We start from the raw sequence: 17,513 nt of genomic DNA, 5'->3' as shown, positions 1-17,513 counted from the left end.
GAAGATCGTTCGGCCTGGGCCCGGCTCACCCCCCCGGTGGATCAGGAGACGCCTCTGGAGAAGTACGCCCGGGGACCCGGCCGGTTCCCGGGGGCGGCGTCCCGCGCGTGCCGCCGCGGTCTCGGGAAGGCGGCGGCCAGTGCCCCGCCGGCGGCGAGCGCGCCGCCGAAGGCGACCAGCCACGCGAAGCGCTCGGCGATCCATTCCGGCCGGTCGGGAACGGTGTGCAACCCGTTCAGGTTACCGAACGCGAGCAGCGCCCCCACGGTGACGAAGATCATCGCCGTCTGGTGCCAGAGATAGATGCTCATCGCGGAGCGGTTGGCCGCCGCGATCGCCGACCGGGCCCGGGCGTGTCGCGTCCGGCGGGCGAGGGGGCCGTGCAGCAGCGTCGCGAGGCCCGTCTGCGCGAGACCGAACGCGACCGCCGCCAGCGTCGGCGGGCTGAGGTTGGAGACCGCGGCGCCAGGGACGCCGACCATGCTCGCCGGGTACCCCGCGAGCAGGACGAGCATCGCGGTGGCCGCGGCGCCCCCGCCCAGCAGGGCGAGCCCGGCCCCGCGGGACCGCAGCGCTCCGCCGGCCCAGCCGACGCCGAGGTAGAACGGCAGGAGCCAGGCGGTGAGGACGGTGGCCCAGCCCGTCCAGCCGGGCGCGCCGAGGGCGAGGCGGCCGAGGTCGATCCCGGCGGTCGCGCCGATGAGGAGCGCCGCCCCCGCGAACCCGAACCGGTTCCAGGCGGCCGCGATGAGCGGGGTGAACGCGGTCAGCACCACGTAGACGCAGAGGAACCACAGCGGGCTCACCACCAGCCCGATCAGTGCGCGGATGCCGCTCTCCGGAAGACCGGCCCACGACAGGGCCGCGGCGACCGGGATCCAGACGATCGCCAGGGCCGGGAGGGGCCGGGCGAAGCGGCTCAGGCGCCGACGCAGGCGGCGGCTCCAGGGCTCGCCGGGACGCAGGCTCCTCGCCGCCGAGTAGCCGCCGACGAGGAAGAACACGGCGAGCGTCTGCAGGACCCAGGAGAGCGGCGCCAGCTCGGGCATGGTCTTGAGCGGGCTGGTGACGTGCAGCCGGCCGCCTGGGGCGGCCACGACGATCGCGGTGACGAGCCAGTGGCCGAGGACGACGCCGAGGATCGCGAAGGCGCGCAGGGCGTCCACGGCCCGGTCGCGGTCCCCGTCCTCGCCGCGGTCGATGTGCTCGCCACGGCTCCGGTCTTCAGGCATGGGTGACCTCCGCGTCGCGGCCGAGGGCGATCAGGGCGAGATTGCGCAGCGCGAGGGAGCCGGGCTTCAGGTAGCCGCTGTGCGGGCCCGTCCCGGCGTCGAACCGCAGGGCGCCGAAGCCGGGCGAGACGGGATCGGCGCCGAACCCCAGCCCGGCGAAGCGGACGTGGGGCACGTACCGCACCCAGTCGCCCTTCGCCCGGCCCGCCCAGACGCGCGCGGACGTCTTGAGGTCGGAGACGTGGCGCAGGGTGGTGCCGGGACTGCCGAACAGGGCGATGTCGTCCACCGGCAGGGGCGCCAGGCGCCGGGCGGCCTTGCCGCAGACCACCGAGCCGTAGCTGTGGCAGAGCAGGGCGAACCGGGCACGCCGGTTCACGCGGTGCACGCCGCCGAGGAGACGCTCGAGAGCCCGCGCCCCCTTCTCCGCACGTCCGCTTCTCAGGGCCTCGGTGCCCAGCGTCGAGGGGGAGTCGTAGCCGAGCCAGGCGATGACGGCGATCCGCGCACCGGGAGCGGCGGCGCGGACCTGCCGGTAGAGCGCCCGGCTGCCGCCCCCGACGAACTTCGGCGAGTCGTAGTTGGCGAGCGAGTTGTCGGCGCCGGGCACGACCACCGCGATCCGGTCGGCGTGCTCCAGGTCGCCCAGGACCTCCACAGCGCGCCCGTCGCCTCGCGGGTCGAACGACAGGAACCGCCGGTCCGGCCCCAGGAAGGCGGACAGCGCCCGCGTCCGTCCCTCGTCACGGACGCGCTCCGCGACGGCCATGGCGCGCGTGATGTCCCGGCCGGTCGCCTGGTAGCGGGCGTTCAGTGCCGACGCCGACAGTGCGGGCGCCGGGGCCGGCGGCGCGTACACCTCGGCGTGCCCGGCGGCGGCCGTCGAGCCGGCCGCGGCCAGCACCGAAACGGCGGCGACGGTCCTGCGAACGCTGGGCATCCGGCGCGTCCTTCCTGTTCAGTGGAGTGGAGCACTGATCAGGAAGGTAGAAATCAGACGTGTTGGAGCACATCGGCCCTCGGTGCTGTCCCGTGCCGTGCGCCCCCGGTATGACGGGGTGCGCCCCCGGTATGACGGGAAGCGGACGGCGTCAGTCGCCGGGCCGCACCAGCCCCACCTCGTAGGCGTAGACGATGGCCTGCGGGCGGTCGCGCAGCCCGAGCTTCATCAGGATCCGCCCGAAGTGCGTCTTGACGGTCTGCTCGGCGACGACGAGCCGCCCTGCGATCTCGCCGTTGGACAGGCCGCGCGCCACCAGCCCGAGTACCTCGGTCTCCCGCTCGGTCAGCTCCTCCAGCCGCTTGCGGGACGGCGCGCGCGGCCCGCCGAGCCGGGAGAACTCCGCGATGAGCCGGCGCGTGACCGACGGGGAGAGCAGCGCGTCGCCCGCCGCCACCACCCGCACCGCCTCGGCGAGCTCCGTCGCGGACGCGTCCTTCAGCAGGAACCCGCTGGCCCCCGCCCGCAGCGCCTCGTAGACGTAGTCGTCCAGGTCGAAGGTCGCCAGCATGAGGACCTTGGGGGCGCCGTCCGCGGCGTCCGCGAGGAGCCGGCGGGTCGCCTCCAGGCCGTCCATCACCGGCATCCGGACGTCCATCAGCACCACGTCGGGGCGCAGCTCGGCGACGCGGCGCAGGCCCTCCGCGCCGTCGGCGGCCTCGCCCGCGACCTCGATGTCGGGCTGGGCGTTGAGCAGCACGCCGAAACCGGTCCGCACCATGCCCTGGTCGTCGACGATCACGACCCGTATCGTCACGTCGCGTCCCGCGCCTTCACCGGCAGCGATGCGGTCACGGTGAATCCTCCCTCGGACGTGGGGCGGGCGGTCAGCTCGCCGCCCAGCGCGGCGGCCCGCTCCCGCATCCCGAGCAGCCCGTGGCCGCCGCCCGGAAGCGGCGGAACGGACCCCCGCCCGCCCGCGGGCGGGCCGTTGACGACGCCGAGCCACACTATGCCGTCATCGCAGGACACTTCGACCTCGACGTGGGAACCGGGCGCGTGCCGCATGGCGTTGCTCAGCGCCTCCTGGAGGATCCGGTAGGCGGTGAGCCCCACGCCGGGGGGCAGCCCCGCCAGGTCGCCGCTCAGCCGCGTCCCGACGTGCAGGCCGGCGCCGCGCGCGTTGCCGACGAGCTCGTCCAGCCGCTCCAGGCTCGGCTGCGGGGCGGTCTCGGCGCCGTCCTCCGCGCGCAGCACGCCGAGGATGCGGCGCAGCTCCGTCAGCGCGTCCAGCGCGGTCGCGCGGATCTCGGCGAGGTCGCGGCGCGTCTCGTCCGGGACGGTCTCGACCTTGTAGGGGGCGGCCTCCGCCTGGATGGCGATCATCGACATGTGGTGCGCGACGACGTCGTGCAGCTCCCGCGCGATCCGCTGCCGCTCGGTCAGCACCGCCTCGGCGTCCTGGTGCCGCTTCTCCTGCTCGGCCAGCTCGCGCCGGGACGTCTGCCGGACGCGGACGGCGTAGCCCACCGCCAGCGGCAGCAGGAGCAGCACCGACGCCCCGGCTCCCGTCTCCGGGTCCTTGATCCACACTCCGGCGAAGGAGATGATCGCGACGCCCAGCGTGGTGTCGCGCGAGCAGCGCACCGCGACCGTGTACACGGTCACGATCGCCGCGAACACCCCCGCCGGGACGTAGGGGACGGTCAGCCAGCCGTCGATGTCGATCAGCGCCATCGCCAGGAAGCTCAGCCGCCACGCGCCGAGGGGGTGCCGGTCGCGCAGCGCCAGCGGCGCCGTCACCGCCACGGCGATGAAGAGCTTCGTCCCGTCGGACACGTACAGGCCGCGCCGCATCGTCTCGGTGGACAGCAGCGACACCGTCCCGGCGACCAGCCCGACGGTGAGGGCCAGCCCGAACAGGTTCGCCACCAGCCCGTACGGCAGCCGCCCCACGCCGATGTACCGCGTCCAGCGCAGCAGCAGGGGCCACGGCCGGTTCAGCGGAGCCGGGTCCGCCCTGCCGGTCACGGCGGCGGCGAGCAGCACGTCCCGCAGGACGCCGCGCAGTGTGAGGTTCTCCCCGGCCATGAGCACCAGGCTAGGGAGTCCCGGTCTCACTCGGATGACACCGTGGCGGGACGTGCGGGGTCATACCTGGGTACGGTGCGAGGCGTGGAGCCCGTCGAAGCGCTGCGCCGCATCGCGTTCCTGCTGGAGCGCGCCCATGAGCCGACCTACCGCGTGCGGGCGTTCCGCACGGCCGCCGACCGCGCGGAGCAGACGGCCCCCGGCGAGCTGGCCGACCGCGCCCGCGACGGGACGCTCACCGCGCTGCCCGGCATCGGCAAGGTCACCGCCCTGGTGGTCGAGGAGGCGCTGCGCGGCGAGACCCCCGTCTACCTGCGGCGCCTGGAGGCCACCGAGGGGGAGCCGCTGGACGAGGCCACGGCCGCGCTCCGCTCGGCCCTGAAGGGCGACCTGCACACCCACAGCGACTGGTCGGACGGCGGGTCCCCGATCCTGGAGATGGCCGAGACCGCCCGTTCCCTCGGCCACGAGTACCTCGCCCTCACCGACCACTCGCCGCGCCTGAAGGTCGCGGGCGGCCTGTCCGCCGACCGTCTGCGCCGCCAGCTCGACGTGGTCGCCGAACTCAACGCCTCCCTCGCGCCGTTCCGCATCCTCACCGGCATCGAGGTCGACATCCTGGAGGACGGCGCCCTCGACCAGGAGCCCGATCTCCTGGACCGGCTCGACGTCGTCGTCGCCAGCGTCCACTCCAAGCTCCGCATGGACCGCGTCGCCATGACCAAGCGGATGGTCGCCGCGGTGGCGAACCCGCGCGTGCACGTCCTCGGCCACTGCACCGGCCGCATCGTGAAGGCCGGCGGCAAGCGCGGCGGCCTGCGCCCGGAGTCGGAGTTCGACGCCGCGCTCGTCTTCGACGCCTGCGCCGCCTACGACGTCGCCGTCGAGATCAACTCCCGCCCGGAGCGCCTCGATCCGCCGAAGCGCCTGCTGCGCCGGGCGGTCGAGGCGGGCTGCCGCTTCTCCGTCGACTCCGACGCCCACGCGCCCGGACAGCTCGACTGGCAGCCGTTCGGCTGCGAGCGGGCCGCCCGGTGCGGGGTGCCGGCGTCGCAGGTCGTCAACACCCTCACCGCCGACGACCTGCTCGCCTGGACGCGCTCGAAACGCTGACGGTCAGCCGCCGAGGGCGTGGACCATGCGCATGATGGTCTCGATCTGCCTGCCGCCCTTCATGTCGTAGGCGGTGTCGCCGCCGTAGCCCCACCAGTTCCAGCAGCCCTGCGGGTTGCCGCCCAGCCAGCTGGACGCGGTGGCCTGCGGGTACAGGACGATCATGCCGTTGGTGTCGGCGTACTCGTTGAGGTAGGTCTTCGTCGCGAACGCCTTCCCGACGACGCTCCGCCCCTGCTGGCACCCGTGCAGCGCCACCATCAGCCTGCACGTCCCGGCCTGGCAGCTCGCCGGAATGTAGGCGAAGCCCGTCGCGTCCATGCTGATGGACGAGGCGCTCCCGCTCGGCGCGTAGGCGTTCTGGTCGAACTCCATGAGCGTGCCGCCGGGTGAGGAGGCGGGCGAGGCCACGGACCCGAACAGGTGCCCCAGCATCGAGCGCTGCGGGTCGTCACCGCACTTGTTGATGTAGGGGGTGTAGGTGGCCGAGCAGGGGTTGGGGCCGATCGGGCTCACCCAGGCGTGCCCGGACGGCGAGGTCCTGCTGTAGGAGACGGCGGACCCGAAGTCCCGGTAGAAGCCGGCGAGGTCGTCGTTCACCGACTGCTTCACGGTCGAGTCGTTCGTGCCGTGGTAGATCCACACCGGATGCCCGGACAGGTTGCCCACGGGATCGACGCTTCCCCGCGCCGCCCGGTCGCGGGCCGTCCGCTCCAGCTCCGCGGGGTTGTCGTCGTAGAGGTCGTTCATGCACGCGAGCTGCGCGGTCGTCACGTTGCCCCGCGCGCAGTGGTAGGGCCCGGCCGTGAAGATGCCTGCGCCCCGGAACGTCCCGGAGTAGGCGATGTGGAGCTGGTCGGCCATGTAGCCGCCGGACGAGACGCCGCTGACGTACGAGGCGCTGATCGAGTGGCGGGGAAGCGTGGCGGCGGCCGCGGACGCGGGCGACGCGCTGACGGTCGCTAAGGCGAGCGCGGCGGCAGCGGTGAACGGGGTGAGTTTCATGGTTTCCCCTAGCTGAGGGAGCAGGTGTTGACGGTGTCGCCCGAGGTGGGGCGGGGGAGCGTGGCGCTCTTCGGTGGGGTGGTGCCGTGCTGCGTCCAGGACTCCAGGGCCGTGAAGGCCGTGCGCATGCAGGGCAGGAGCGGGCGCAGGCGGTCGGGGAAGGAGTCGTAGAGGCCGTCGACGTGGTTGGCGGCCTCCAGGCGGTAGTAGCGGTAGGGCGCCCTTCCCTTGGCGCGAACGAGGTTCGCGTAGACGTCGGAATCGGTGGTGATGGGCAGGAGGGTGTCGTGGGTGCCGTGCAGGGTGATCATGGGCTTGCGGATGCGGCCCGTGAGGGCCACCCGGGCGACGGCACGGTGGACGCTCTTCGGACGTGCGGCGTAGTCGTAGCCGGCCTCCTCTCCCGTGTAGGCGGGGTCGAACTCTGTGCGGTAGATGCGCTGGGTGAGCTCCCAATAGACCTGGTCGTGGAACGGCCAGAGGAACTCCGAGCCGGGGGCCAGGCCCGCGTCCAGGAGTGCCTGGTGGGCGGACGGGTCACCCGTGGCCGCGTAGGACGGGTAGGCCCGCAGAACCTGCGGAAGGTAGGTGAACAGGTTCGGGCCGTCGGTGCGCCAGAGCGTGCCTTCGGCGTCGATGCCGCCGTCGTACAGTTCCGGACGGTTCTCCAGCTGCCAGCGGACCAGGTAGCCGCCGTTGGAGATGCCCGCCGCGTACGTGCGGCGCGGGGCGCGCCCGTACCGTTTCGCGACGACCTTCTTCGCGGCCCGCGTGAGCTGCGTCACCCTGTCGTTCCATTCGACGACGGCGTCGCCGGGGCGGCGGCCGTCCTTGGAGAACTCGGTGCCGCTGTTGCCCTTGTCCGTCGCGGCGTAGGCGTAGCCCTTGGCGAGCGCCCAGTCGGAGATGGTGAAGTCGTTGGCGTACTGCCGCCTGTTGCCGGGCGGGCCCGCGACGACGAGTCCGCCGTTCCAGCGCTCGGGAAGGCGGATGACGAACTGCGCGTCGTGGTTCCAGCCGTGGTTGGTGTTGAACGTCGAGGTGTCCGGGAAGTAGCCGTCCAGCTGGACGCCCCGGACCCCGGACGGGTTGCGCGTCCCGGCGGCGTGCAGTCCGGCCCAGTCGGCCGGGACGGTGTGGCCCGAGCCGACCGTCCCCGCGGTCGTGAGGTCGTCGAGGCAGGCGGCCACCTGCTTCTCCGCCCCCGGCACCGCGAGCCCGGACGCGCAGCCGGGGTTCTGCCGCGCGTCGGCCTGCACGGCCAGGGGCACGGCCAGGGCCGCGGCGAGGGCGCCGGCCACGGCGCCGGCGGTAAGGGCGGGACGGACGATGGGCATTCCGGCTCCTCGGGACGGACGTCAGATGCCCGCCATGGTGAGCGCCGGTTGTGACCACTGCCACGTGGCCCGCACACATAACGGATCGACCCGGCATGTGCCCGTGGTCGTGACCTGCGCGTGATGTGGCTCACACCCGTATCCGGCCGTCCGAATGTGGGTGCCGGTCACATGGTCCGGTCCGCGGGTGCCACCTAGCGTTCCCGGTCACAGCGGCCCGAGTGCGGTTCGGGCCGTCCACGACGAGCGCGAGGAGGGCGCATGGGCGACCCGGACCGAAATGCCCCGGTGCTGGCGGCGCGCGGCCTGGTCAGGGAGTTCCGCGGCTTCAGGGCCGTGGACGGCGTGGACCTCGACGTCGCCGAGGGGTCCGTCCACGCGCTGGTGGGGCCCAACGGCGCGGGCAAGACCACGCTGTTCAACCTGCTCACCGGATTCCTCAAGCCGACCGCGGGCAGCGTCCGGCTCGGCGCGCACGAGCTGGCCGGGCGGCGCCCCGAGCTCATCGCCAGGCTCGGCCTGGCCCGGTCGTTCCAGATCACGAGCCTGTTCGCCGAGCTCACCCCGCGCCAGCACGTGGAACTCGCGCTCGCCGGGCGCACCGGCCTCGGCTGGCGGTTCTGGCGCTCGGACAAGGCGCTCGGCCGCCACCGCGAGCGCGCCGCCGAACTGCTCGGGCAGGTCGGGCTGGACGAGCACGCCGGCGTCCCGGCAGGGGCGCTGGCCTACGGCCGCAAGCGCGCCCTCGAACTGGCGCTGGCCCTCGCGCTGGACCCGAAGGTGCTGCTCCTGGACGAGCCGACCGCCGGCATGGGCGTCGAGGACGTCGGCCGCACCGTCGACCTCATCAAGAAGGTGCGCGCCGGGCGGACCGTGGTGATGGTCGAGCACAACATGAGCGTCGTCTCCAGCCTCGCCGACCGGGTCACCGTCCTGCAGCACGGCCGCGTCCTCGTCGAGGGCCCCTACGCCGAGATCCGCCGCGACCCCCGCGTCGTCACCGCCTACCTCGGAGACTCCCATGCTGCGCATTGACGGACTGTCCGCCTGGTACGGCGAGGCCCAGGCCCTGCGCGAGGTGTCGCTGAACGTCGACGAGGGCGAGATCGTCACCCTCGTCGGACGCAACGGCGCCGGCAAGACCACGCTCCTGCGCTCCCTGATGGGGCTCCACCGGGGCGCGTCCGGCACGGTCCGGTTCCTGGACGAGGACATCTCCGGGCTCGGCCCGCACAGGCGCGCCCGGCGCGGCCTCGGCTACGTCCCCGACGACCGCGGGATCTTCGCGACGCTCTCGGTGGAGGAGAACCTCACCCTGCCGCCCGTGACGGGCCCCGGCCCCTGGTCGCTGGAGCGGGTGTACGAGACGTTCCCGCGACTGCGGGAGCGGCGCCGTTTCCCCGGGACGAAGCTGTCGGGCGGCGAGCAGCAGATGCTCGCGCTCGCCCGGGTGCTGCGGACCGGCGCCCGCCTGCTCCTGTGCGACGAGCCCACCGAGGGCCTGTCGCCGCTGATCGTCCAGCAGATCGGCGAGATCCTCCGCGAGGTCAAGGCGGCCGGGGTGACCGTCCTGCTCATCGAGCAGAACGTGCACTTCGCCGCGACCGTCGCCGACCGCCACCACCTGCTCGCCGAGGGCCGGATCGTCGAGTCCATGGACAACGACGAGGTCCGCGCCCGCGAGAGCGAACTCCTCCAGTACCTCGGAATATAGGGAGACCCCGATGAGAGTTCTCGGACGCTCGGCCGCGCTCGCGACCGCCGGAGCGCTGCTGGCCGGCTGCGCGGGCGGACCCGGCGGGGGCGGGGGCAAGATCAGCGATGACGGGATCGTGCTGGCGGTGCTGACCGACCAGTCCGGCGTCTACGCCGACCTTTCGGGCAAGAACGCCGTCGAGGCGGTGAAGATGGCCGTCGCCGACTTCAAGGCCAAGTACGGCGGCAAGGCCGTGACCGACAAGATCGAGGTCATCTCCGCCGACCACCAGAACAAGCCCGAGGTCGCCAACTCCAAGGCCCAGGAGCTCTACGACCGCAAGAAGGCCGACCTGATCCTGGACGTGCCCACCTCGTCCGCCGCGCTCGCCGTCGCCACCGTCGCCAAGAACAAGAAGAAGCTGTTCATCGACGTCGGCGCCGCGACGACCGAGCTGGAAGGCAAGCAGTGCAACAAGTACACCTTCCACTACGGCTACAACAGCTACATGCTCGCCCACGGGACGGGCACCGGGGTCACCAAGGACGGCGGGAAGAACTGGTACATCGTCTACCCGGACTACGCGTTCGGCCAGGACATGCAGAAGACGTTCACGGCGGCCATCAAGGGCGCCGGGGGCAGCGTCGTGAAGAGCGACCCGACGCCGTTCCCGAACGACAACTTCTCCACGTTCCTGCTGAAGGCGCCGGGCCTGAAGCCCAAGCCGCAGGTGCTCGGCGCGATGCAGGCCGGCGGTGACCTCGTCAACCTGGTCAAGCAGTACAACGAGTACAAGCTGGCCGACAAGGGCGTGAAGCTCGCCGCGGGCCTGATGTTCATCACCGACATCCACTCGCTCGGCTCCGACGCCCTGGCCGGGACGCGCTTCACCGACTTCTGGTACTGGAACGCCAACCAGGGCAACCGCGCCTGGGCCGACAAGTTCAAGGCCAAGACCGGCGCCCGCCCGACGGCCGTGCACGCGGCCGACTACTCGGCGGCGCTGCAGTACCTGGAGGCCGTGCAGCGCGGCGGCACCGACAAGTCCGACGACGTGGTGAAGCAGCTCGAAGGCGCCAAGGTCAACGACGTGTTCACCTCCACCGGCACGATCCGCGCCGAGGACCACCTGCTCGCCCACGACGCCTACGTCGCCGAGGTCAAGCCCAAGAGCGAGGTCAAGGAGCCCTGGGACTACGAGAAGATCCTCAGCACGATCCCGGCGGCGGAGGCGTTCCAGCAGCCCGACCCGTCCTGCTCCCTCTAGGCGGGCCGCGACGTGCTGCAACAGGCGTTCAACGGGCTGGTGGGCGGGGCGTTCTACGCCCTGCTCGCCCTCGGCCTGGCCGTCATCTTCGGGATGCTGGGCGTGGTCAACTTCGCGCACGGCGCGTTCTACATGCTCGGCGCCTTCGGCTCCTTCGTGCTGCTCGACTCCTTCGGCGTGAACTTCTGGCTCGCGCTGCTGATCGTGCCCGTCGCCCTCGGGATCGCGGGCGTGCTGCTGGAGCGGCTGTTCGTCCGCCGGCTCGCGCCGCTGGACCCGCTCTACAACTTCCTGTTCACGTTCGGGCTCGCGCTGATCCTGCAGGACCTGGTGAAGCGGCGGTACGGGGTGCAGTCGCAGCCCTATCCGCGCCCGTCCGCGCTGGACGGGTCGATCGACCTCGGCCTGTTCACCTACCCGACCTACCAGGTGTTCGTGCTGGCGGTGTCGGTGCTGGTGTGCGGCGCGGTGTGGGTGGTGCTGACCCGCACCCGCGTCGGCATGATCGTCCGGGCGGCGACCGAGCGGCCCGAGCTGTCGCGCGCCCTCGGCATCGACGTCGCCCGCTGGGTGACGCCGGTGTTCGGCTTCGGCATCGCGCTCGCCGCGTTCGCCGGCGTGCTCGCCGCGCCGATGCGGGCGGTCAACCCGCTGATGGGCTCCGACCTGATCATCACGGTGTTCGCGGTGGTGGTGATCGGCGGCCTCGGGTCGGTGTTCGGCTCGGTCGCCGCCGGGTTCGCGGTCGGCCTCGTGTCGGCCCTCGGCAACTACTACGTCCCGTCGCTGTCGCAGACGCTGGTGTTCATCCTGATGGCCGCCGTGCTGCTGTGGCGCCCCGCCGGACTGTTCGGACGCGAGGAGGCCCTGTGATCCTCTCCAAGCTGGCCGGACGGCCGGTCCTGCTGGCCGCGGGGCTCGTGGTGGCGCTCATCCTGCCCTGGTTCGTCTACCCGCCGGTCGCGCTGGACATCGTCTGCTGGGCGCTGTTCGCGGCCGCCGTCGACCTGCTGCTCGGCTTCACCGGGCTCCTGTCGTTCGGGCACGCGGCCTTCTGGGGCGGCGCGGCGTACGCCACCGGCCTGATCGCGCTGCACTCGGGGCTGCCGTTCCCCGTGGCCGTACTGGGCGGCGCCGCTTTCGCCGCCGCCCTCGCCGTCCCGATCGGCTTCCTGTCGGTCCGGCTGCGCGGCATCTACTTCGCCATGGTCACCCTGGCCTTCGCGCAGATGGTGTACTTCATCGCCAACCAGTGGAGGGGGGCGACCGGCGGGGAGAACGGCCTCCAGGGCATTCCCAGGGAGCTGTTCGGGCTGGACCTGTCCGACCCGTTCTTCTTCTACTACGCCGCGCTGCCGTTCGTCCTGCTCGGGCTGTTCGCCGCCTGGCGCATCGTCCGGTCCCCCTTCGGCAGGGTCCTGATGTCGATCCGCGACAACCCGAACCGGGCGCGGGCGCTCGGCTACAGCATCGACCGCTACAAGCTGCTGGCCTTCGTCCTGTCGGCGGCCCTGTCGGGCCTGGCGGGCGGGCTGTTCACCGTCGGGCACGGCTTCGCGTCCCTCCAGGGCGTGTACTGGACGACCTCGGGCCAGGCCGTGATGATGGTCGTCCTCGGCGGCATAGGCACCCTGTGGGGCGGGGCCATCGGCGCCGCGCTGATCGTGGAGCTGAACGACTACCTGGCCACCGCCGGGTTCGAGGAGACCGGGATCATCACCGGTGCGATCTTCATCGTGGTCGTGCTGCTGTTCCGCCGCGGCGTCTGGGGCACCGCCCGCGATCTCCTCGCGGCCCGCGCGTCCCGAGCGCGTCCCGAGCCCGAGAACGACGACGCCAAGGTCGAGGCCTCCGTGTGACGCGGACCGAGCGCGCGGCGCGCCGTCCCCCGAGGGGGGGCGGCGCGCCGCGTTCCGTCGCGCTCAGCGGGAGAGGCGGTGCAGGCGCAGGGCGAGCTGGAGTTCCAGGGCCCGCTCGGGGGTCTGCCAGTCGTCGCCGAGGAGGCGGGCGATGCGGTCGAGGCGCTGGCTCACGGTGTTGACGTGGATGTGCAGGCGCTCGGCCGTCCGCGACAGGCTGCCGCCCGTCCCGAAGTAGGCCTCCAGGGTCTGGACGAGGGCCGTGCCGCGCCGGTCGTCGTAGTCGAGGACGGGACCGAGCGCGCTCCCGAGGAAGCCCGTCACGTCGCGGTCGTCCCCGATGAGCAGGCCGACGAAGCCCAGCTCGGACGCGCCGGCGCCGTCGCCGCGGCGCCCGAGGGCCAGCAGCGCGTCCGCGCAGCGCTGCGCCTCCCGGTGGGCGGAGGCGACCCCGCCCGGCCCGCGCACCGGGCCGGCCGCGCCGACCGTGGCGGCCCCGCCGAGGGAGGCGCCGAGCTCCTTGGCGACCCGGCGCGCCGCGTCGCCCGGCCGGTCGCCCGGCAGCAGCAGGACGATCTCCTCCGCCCGCGAGGCGGCCAGGCCGTGCTCCACCGCCGCGAACGACGACGCCCAGAAGGCCGCGCGGGGCCGGTGCTCGCGGGAGTCGTACTTGGCGCACAGCACCACGTGCGGGGCGTCCAGGTCGACGCCGACGCGCCGCGCCCGGGCCGTCAGCGCCTCCGCGCCCGCCCGGCGGCCGGACAGCAGGTCGTCCAGCAGCTCGCCGCGCACCCGCCCCTCGGCCTCGGTGGCGCTGCGCTGGAACAGCAGCAGCAGCGCGGTCACGAGCGCCGCGCGCTCCAGGATCCGCTGGTCGGCGTCGTCCACCTCGTCGGCGGTGCGCAGCACCAGCGTGCCGAGCATCTCGTCGCCGGTGGACACCGAGGCGATCCACAGATCGCCGCGCCTGACCGTGCGGCCCTGTGCGCGTGCGGAGTGGGCCGAGGCCGAGACCCCGCCCAGCTCGTCGTCTCCGAGGGGTTCCGATGCGGCGCCCGTCGTCGCGAGCCGGCGGCCGTCGGCGTCCAGGACGTGCAGGGTGCCGCCCAGCAACTCGGTCACCACGGCGCCGACGTCCTCCACGCCGCCGCCCCGGACCACCACGGCGGTCATCCGGTCGTGCGCGCGCGCCGCCCGCTCCACGGCCGCGCTGCGCGCCTTGACCTCCTCGTTGGCGGCGCTCAGCTCGGTCAGAGCGGTGCGGGTCTCCTCCAGGAGGCGGGCGTTGTCGATGGCGATCGCGGCGTGGGCGGCGAGCGAGCCGAGCAGCGCCACCTCCTCCTGGTCGAACGGGCGCTGGCTGCGGTTCGCGGCCGTCAGCACCCCGATGACCCGGCTGCCCAGCCGCATCGGCACGCCGAGGATGGCGACCAGGCCCTCCTCGGCGACCGCGTCGTCGATGAACCCCCGGTGCTCGAACTGCGCGTCCTTCAGGTAGTGGGCGCTGTTGTAGGGCATCGCGGTCTGCGCGACCAGGCCGACCAGACCGGTGCCCATCGGCAGCCTGAGCCGCCGGAACGCCGCCGACACCGACCCGTCGGTCACCCGCATGTAGGTGTCGCCGCGCGCGTCGTCGTTCAGCGTCAGGTAGGCGATGTCGGCGTTCAGCAGCCGCCGGGCGCGGCGGGTGATCGCCTCCAGCACCGCGTCGAGGTCGCGCAGCCCGGCGAGGTCGCCCGCGGTGTCGAACAGCGCCGCCAGCTCGTTCTCCCGGCGGGCGTGCCGCCGCATGATCGTCCGGACCCGCAGTGCGGCGAGCTTCGTCTCCTCCAGCTCCTCCAGGACGGCGGGAGGCGCGCCCTGCGCCCGCGCCTGGACGAGGGGACCCTCGAACTCGACGGGGGAGGCCTCCCGGGCCAGCAGTTCGAGGAAGACGCCGCAGGTCATACGGCTCATTCTTAGTGCGCCGTCCAGCCGCCGTCGAGTGCCAGGGAGGCGCCGGTCACCATCGAGGCGGGCGGCGAGCACAGGTAGGCGACGAGTTCCGCCACCTCGTCCGGCTCGATCAGCCGCTTCACGGCGGCGTGGTCGAGCATGATCCGCTCGACGACCTCGTCCTCGGGCATGCCGTGCGTGCGCGCCTGGTCGGCGATCTGGTTCTCCACCAGCGGGGTCCGGACATAGGCGGGGTTGACGCAGTTGGACGTCACGCCGTGCGGGGCGCCCTCAAGCGCGATCACCTTGGACAGTCCTTCGAGGGCGTGCTTGGCCGTCACGTAGGCCGACTTGTACGGCGAGGCCCGCAGCCCGTGCACGGACGAGATGTTGACGACGCGGCCCCAGCCGCGCTCGTACATGCCGGGCAGCGCGTCCCGCACCAGCCGGAACGGCGCCTCCACCATCAACCGCAGGATCCGCGCGAACGTCTCCGGCGGGAAGTCCTGGAGCGGCGCCACGTACTGGATGCCGGCGTTGTTGACCAGGATGTCCGCACCGGAGGCCAGCCCGTCGAGCGCGTCCACGTCGGCCAGGTCCGCGAGCAGCGGGACACCGCCGATCTCGGCCGCGGTCCGCTCCGCCGCGTCCCCGTCCAGGTCGGCCACCACCACCTCGGCGCCCGCCGACGCGAGCCGCCGGGCGCAGGCGCGGCCGATGCCGCTCGCGCCTCCGGTGACCAGGGCGCGCCTGCCCGACAGATCCAGCGTCCCCGAAGTCCCCGCGGACGCCCGCGGTGTCACGCTCGTCATGGGCAGAACTTATGGAGCCCGGCCCCGCCCTCCCATGTGGGCCGCGCACACAATCCACTGCCGGACGGTATGGGTGCGCCGGCTCCAGCCGTTTTCTCCTCCTGCGGCGCGGGCACGCACCGGGGCGGCTACCGTTGGCCCGCACGGGCCGCCAATGCCGCTAGGGGTAGGGATGCACGAGATCAAGCACCGCTTCGTCCGGTCGGACAGCGGGCTGCGCATGCACGTCGCGGAGGCGGGCGAAGGGCCTCTCGTGCTCCTCCTGCACGGCTTCCCCGAGTGCTGGTACTCCTGGCGGCACCAGCTCACCGCGCTCGCCGAGGCCGGGTTTCACGCCGTCGCGCCCGACCAGCGCGGCTACGCCCGCACGGGCGGCCCCGCGGACACCGGCCAGTACACGATCCTGCACCTGGCCGCCGACGCGGTCGGGCTCATCGGCCCGCTCGGCGCGGACCGCGCCGTCGTGGCCGGCCACGACTGGGGCGCCCCCGTCGCGTGGGCCGTCGCCCAGATGCGCCCCGACAAGGTGCGCGGCGTGATCGGCATGTCGGTTCCGCACCGTCCGCGCAGCAGCGGGCCGCCCGTGGAGTCCATGCGCCGCCTCTTCGGCGACGGCTTCTACATGGTGCGCTTCCAGCGGCCGGACGTCCCCGAGGCCGAGCTCGACCGCGACCGGGCCGCCACGTTCCGCCGCATGCTGTACGGGGTGTCCGGCGACGGCCCGTGCCCGCCGCTGATCGCCCCGGAGGGCGGCGGCTTCCTCGACGGCCTCCCCGACCCGGAGAAGCTTCCCGGCTGGCTCACCGACGAGGACATCGCCGCCTACGTCGAGGAGTACGCCGGGAGCGGCTTCACCGGCCCCGTCAACTGGTACCGCAACCTCGACCGCAACTGGGAGCTCACGGCCGCCTGGCACCGCGCCCCCATCGGCCCGCCCGCCCTCTACATCGCGGGCGACCGTGATCTGGTCGCGGTCGGCGCCCGCGACGCCATCGCCTCGATGCGCGACTTCGTGCCGAACCTGCGCGACACCGTCTGGCTGTCCGGATGCGGCCACTGGACGCAGCAGGAGCGCCCCGCCGAGGTCAACGACGCCGTGATCGGCTTCCTGCGCGCCCTCTGACTGTCGGACCCGGCGCGTACGGTCGGCGCGTGAACCGCACCGACCGCTTGTACGCCTTGGTGGAGGAGCTGCGCGCGTGCGCCCCGCGCCGGGTCAGCGCACGGGAGCTGGCCGCGCGGTACGAGGTGAGCGTCCGCACGATCGAGCGCGACATCGGCGCGCTCCAGCAGGCCGGTGTGCCGATCTTCGCGGACGTCGGCCGCGGCGGCGGCTACACCCTCGACAAGAGCCGGACGCTGCCGCCCCTGAACTTCACCCCCGCCGAGGCCGTCGCCCTCGCGATCACCCTGTCCCGGGCCGGCGGCTCGCCCTATTCCCGCGCCGCCCGCACCGCCCTCCACAAGATCGTCGCCGCCATGTCGGCCGCCGACAGCGCCTCGGCCCGCGAACTGGCCCAGCGCGTCCGCTTCCTGACCCCCGCCGAAGTCGACGACCCGGCGTCCGTCCCGGCCGTGCTGGAGGAGGCCATCCGCACCCGCCGGGTGGTCCGCCTCACCTACGTCGACCGGACGGGCACCGAGACCGAACGCGACGTCGAGCCCGTCACGTTCACCGCGTCCGGCAACGGCTGGTACCTGACGGCCTGGTGCCGCATGCGCGATGGATCCCGCATATTCCGCACCGACCGAGTCCGCCGCGCCGCCCTCCTGGAGGAGACCGCCCCAGAGCGGTCGGTCGAAGCCATGCACGACGACATCCCGTCCGACTACACCGTCCGCCCCCTGGAATTCATCTGAGCACACCGGCGCGGGGCCGTCGCGCCGCCTCTACGGCGGCAGGCCCGCACGACGGGAGACGTGCGGGCCCGCGCTCACGGTCAGCCGGTGTAGTTCGGCACCTTGGGGATGGCCTTTCCGGAGGGCATGGTGACCGGCGGCTCGGTGGGCTTGGCCGGGGCCCCGGGAGGCCGGGTCGGGGTCGGGGTCGGTGCCGGGACGCCGGGGGGCTGGGTCGGGGTCGGGGCCGGGACGCCGGGTGAGGCGGTCGGGTGGGGGGTGGCGGTGGTGGCTTCGGCGGCGGCCATGCCGGTGCCGGCCAGGCCGACGCCCAGCGCGACGGCCGCGATGAGGGACTTCAGGCGCATCGATGTTCCTTTCGGTGGT

At 73.2% G+C, this 17,513-nt stretch carries 17 protein-coding genes; 8 read left to right on the top strand and 9 right to left on the bottom strand.

Annotated features, from left to right (window positions below):
- Window positions 1-41: 41 nt before the first annotated feature.
- From CHC11_RS22810 to CHC11_RS22795, 4 genes are all read right to left on the bottom strand, one after another.
- The gene (locus CHC11_RS22810; protein ID WP_089313786.1) at window positions 42-1,232 is read right to left on the bottom strand and encodes an acyltransferase family protein; all 1,191 of its coding nucleotides are present in this window, start codon (window positions 1,230-1,232) and stop codon (window positions 42-44) included.
- On the bottom strand, window positions 1,225-2,172 hold the full coding sequence (locus tag CHC11_RS22805; protein ID WP_089313785.1) for an alpha/beta hydrolase: 948 nt from the start codon (window positions 2,170-2,172) through the stop codon (window positions 1,225-1,227). Before CHC11_RS22805 ends, CHC11_RS22810 begins: the two co-directional genes overlap by 8 nt.
- A 151-nt stretch (window positions 2,173-2,323) precedes the next feature.
- Window positions 2,324-2,989 (bottom strand): response regulator transcription factor, encoded by a 666-nt coding sequence (locus tag CHC11_RS22800; protein ID WP_089313784.1) that lies wholly within the window; start codon window positions 2,987-2,989, stop codon window positions 2,324-2,326.
- Entirely contained in the window at window positions 2,986-4,263 is a 1,278-nt protein-coding gene (locus tag CHC11_RS22795) for a sensor histidine kinase (protein ID WP_089313856.1), read from the bottom strand. The genes CHC11_RS22800 and CHC11_RS22795 overlap by 4 nt, the downstream gene beginning before the upstream one ends.
- Window positions 4,264-4,347: 84 nt before the next feature.
- Here CHC11_RS22795 and CHC11_RS22790 point away from each other — a divergent pair, with 84 nt between their 5' ends.
- The gene (locus CHC11_RS22790; protein ID WP_218826201.1) at window positions 4,348-5,376 is read left to right on the top strand and encodes a PHP domain-containing protein; all 1,029 of its coding nucleotides are present in this window, start codon (window positions 4,348-4,350) and stop codon (window positions 5,374-5,376) included.
- 3 nt (window positions 5,377-5,379) lie between these two features.
- On the opposite strand, the gene CHC11_RS22785 is transcribed toward CHC11_RS22790, so the two are convergent.
- Together CHC11_RS22785 and CHC11_RS22780 are read right to left on the bottom strand one after the other, a co-directional pair.
- Window positions 5,380-6,381 carry an extracellular catalytic domain type 2 short-chain-length polyhydroxyalkanoate depolymerase gene (locus CHC11_RS22785; RefSeq protein ID WP_089313782.1) on the bottom strand — a complete coding sequence of 334 codons (1,002 nt, stop codon included), beginning with the start codon at window positions 6,379-6,381 and terminating at the stop codon, window positions 5,380-5,382.
- An 8-nt stretch (window positions 6,382-6,389) separates the two neighbouring features.
- Window positions 6,390-7,718 carry a tannase/feruloyl esterase family alpha/beta hydrolase gene (locus tag CHC11_RS22780; RefSeq protein ID WP_089313781.1) on the bottom strand — a complete coding sequence of 443 codons (1,329 nt, stop codon included), beginning with the start codon at window positions 7,716-7,718 and terminating at the stop codon, window positions 6,390-6,392.
- Window positions 7,719-7,979: 261 nt separating this feature from the next.
- Between CHC11_RS22780 and CHC11_RS22775 the strand changes: the two genes are divergently transcribed.
- From CHC11_RS22775 to CHC11_RS22755, 5 genes are read left to right on the top strand one after another with little or no spacing between them, the layout of a single operon-like run.
- Window positions 7,980-8,753 carry an ABC transporter ATP-binding protein gene (locus CHC11_RS22775; protein WP_089313780.1) on the top strand — a complete coding sequence of 258 codons (774 nt, stop codon included), beginning with the start codon at window positions 7,980-7,982 and terminating at the stop codon, window positions 8,751-8,753.
- Window positions 8,740-9,432 (top strand): ABC transporter ATP-binding protein, encoded by a 693-nt coding sequence (locus tag CHC11_RS22770; RefSeq protein WP_089313779.1) that lies wholly within the window; start codon window positions 8,740-8,742, stop codon window positions 9,430-9,432. The genes CHC11_RS22775 and CHC11_RS22770 overlap by 14 nt, the downstream gene beginning before the upstream one ends.
- A gap of 10 nt (window positions 9,433-9,442) precedes the next feature.
- Complete coding sequence (locus CHC11_RS22765) at window positions 9,443-10,681, top strand: ABC transporter substrate-binding protein (RefSeq protein ID WP_089313778.1); 1,239 nt, start codon at window positions 9,443-9,445, stop codon at window positions 10,679-10,681.
- A gap of 12 nt (window positions 10,682-10,693) precedes the next feature.
- Entirely contained in the window at window positions 10,694-11,554 is an 861-nt protein-coding gene (locus tag CHC11_RS22760; RefSeq protein ID WP_089313777.1) for a branched-chain amino acid ABC transporter permease, read from the top strand.
- Window positions 11,551-12,540 (top strand): branched-chain amino acid ABC transporter permease, encoded by a 990-nt coding sequence (locus tag CHC11_RS22755; RefSeq protein WP_218826200.1) that lies wholly within the window; start codon window positions 11,551-11,553, stop codon window positions 12,538-12,540. The genes CHC11_RS22760 and CHC11_RS22755 overlap by 4 nt, the downstream gene beginning before the upstream one ends.
- A 63-nt stretch (window positions 12,541-12,603) precedes the next feature.
- Here the strand turns inward: CHC11_RS22755 and CHC11_RS22750 are convergent, their stop codons facing one another.
- Together CHC11_RS22750 and CHC11_RS22745 are read right to left on the bottom strand one after the other, a co-directional pair.
- A complete protein-coding gene (locus CHC11_RS22750) occupies window positions 12,604-14,487 on the bottom strand; it encodes a helix-turn-helix domain-containing protein (protein WP_245919601.1) in 1,884 nt (627 codons plus the stop codon).
- 11 nt (window positions 14,488-14,498) lie between these two features.
- Window positions 14,499-15,287, bottom strand: a complete 789-nt coding sequence (locus CHC11_RS22745) for a 3-hydroxybutyrate dehydrogenase (RefSeq protein WP_089313774.1) — start codon at window positions 15,285-15,287, stop codon at window positions 14,499-14,501.
- Between the two features lie 172 nt (window positions 15,288-15,459).
- On the opposite strand from CHC11_RS22745, the gene CHC11_RS22740 reads away from it, so the two are divergent.
- Both CHC11_RS22740 and CHC11_RS22735 read left to right on the top strand, forming a co-directional pair.
- Window positions 15,460-16,410 carry an alpha/beta fold hydrolase gene (locus tag CHC11_RS22740; RefSeq protein WP_089313773.1) on the top strand — a complete coding sequence of 317 codons (951 nt, stop codon included), beginning with the start codon at window positions 15,460-15,462 and terminating at the stop codon, window positions 16,408-16,410.
- 29 nt (window positions 16,411-16,439) lie between these two features.
- Window positions 16,440-17,147 (top strand): helix-turn-helix transcriptional regulator, encoded by a 708-nt coding sequence (locus CHC11_RS22735; RefSeq protein ID WP_089313772.1) that lies wholly within the window; start codon window positions 16,440-16,442, stop codon window positions 17,145-17,147.
- 80 nt (window positions 17,148-17,227) lie between these two features.
- Here the strand turns inward: CHC11_RS22735 and CHC11_RS22730 are convergent, their stop codons facing one another.
- Window positions 17,228-17,494: a hypothetical protein gene (locus tag CHC11_RS22730; RefSeq protein WP_089313771.1), complete on the bottom strand. Its 267-nt coding sequence runs from the start codon at window positions 17,492-17,494 to the stop codon at window positions 17,228-17,230.
- Window positions 17,495-17,513 lie beyond the last annotated feature (19 nt).

It is taken from the genome of Actinomadura mexicana (assembly GCF_900188105.1).
GTDB classification, from domain to species: Bacteria; Actinomycetota; Actinomycetes; order Streptosporangiales; family Streptosporangiaceae; genus Spirillospora; species Spirillospora mexicana.
Note: the sequence above shows the minus strand (reverse complement) of the source record. Positions and strands in the feature narration are given on the sequence as shown.

Coding starts and splice junctions, on each gene's coding strand:
- CHC11_RS22810 (WP_089313786.1), bottom strand. CDS start 1,232: ATGCCTGAAGACCGGAGCCGTGGCGAGCACATCGACCGCGGCGAGGAC.
- CHC11_RS22805 (WP_089313785.1), bottom strand. CDS start 2,172: ATGCCCAGCGTTCGCAGGACCGTCGCCGCCGTTTCGGTGCTGGCCGCG.
- CHC11_RS22795 (WP_089313856.1), bottom strand. CDS start 4,263: ATGGCCGGGGAGAACCTCACACTGCGCGGCGTCCTGCGGGACGTGCTG.
- CHC11_RS22785 (WP_089313782.1), bottom strand. CDS start 6,381: ATGAAACTCACCCCGTTCACCGCTGCCGCCGCGCTCGCCTTAGCGACC.
- CHC11_RS22780 (WP_089313781.1), bottom strand. CDS start 7,718: ATGCCCATCGTCCGTCCCGCCCTTACCGCCGGCGCCGTGGCCGGCGCC.
- CHC11_RS22775 (WP_089313780.1), top strand. CDS start 7,980: ATGGGCGACCCGGACCGAAATGCCCCGGTGCTGGCGGCGCGCGGCCTG.
- CHC11_RS22770 (WP_089313779.1), top strand. CDS start 8,740: ATGCTGCGCATTGACGGACTGTCCGCCTGGTACGGCGAGGCCCAGGCC.
- CHC11_RS22765 (WP_089313778.1), top strand. CDS start 9,443: ATGAGAGTTCTCGGACGCTCGGCCGCGCTCGCGACCGCCGGAGCGCTG.
- CHC11_RS22750 (WP_245919601.1), bottom strand. CDS start 14,487: ATGACCTGCGGCGTCTTCCTCGAACTGCTGGCCCGGGAGGCCTCCCCC.
- CHC11_RS22745 (WP_089313774.1), bottom strand. CDS start 15,287: ATGACGAGCGTGACACCGCGGGCGTCCGCGGGGACTTCGGGGACGCTG.
- CHC11_RS22740 (WP_089313773.1), top strand. CDS start 15,460: ATGCACGAGATCAAGCACCGCTTCGTCCGGTCGGACAGCGGGCTGCGC.
- CHC11_RS22730 (WP_089313771.1), bottom strand. CDS start 17,494: ATGCGCCTGAAGTCCCTCATCGCGGCCGTCGCGCTGGGCGTCGGCCTG.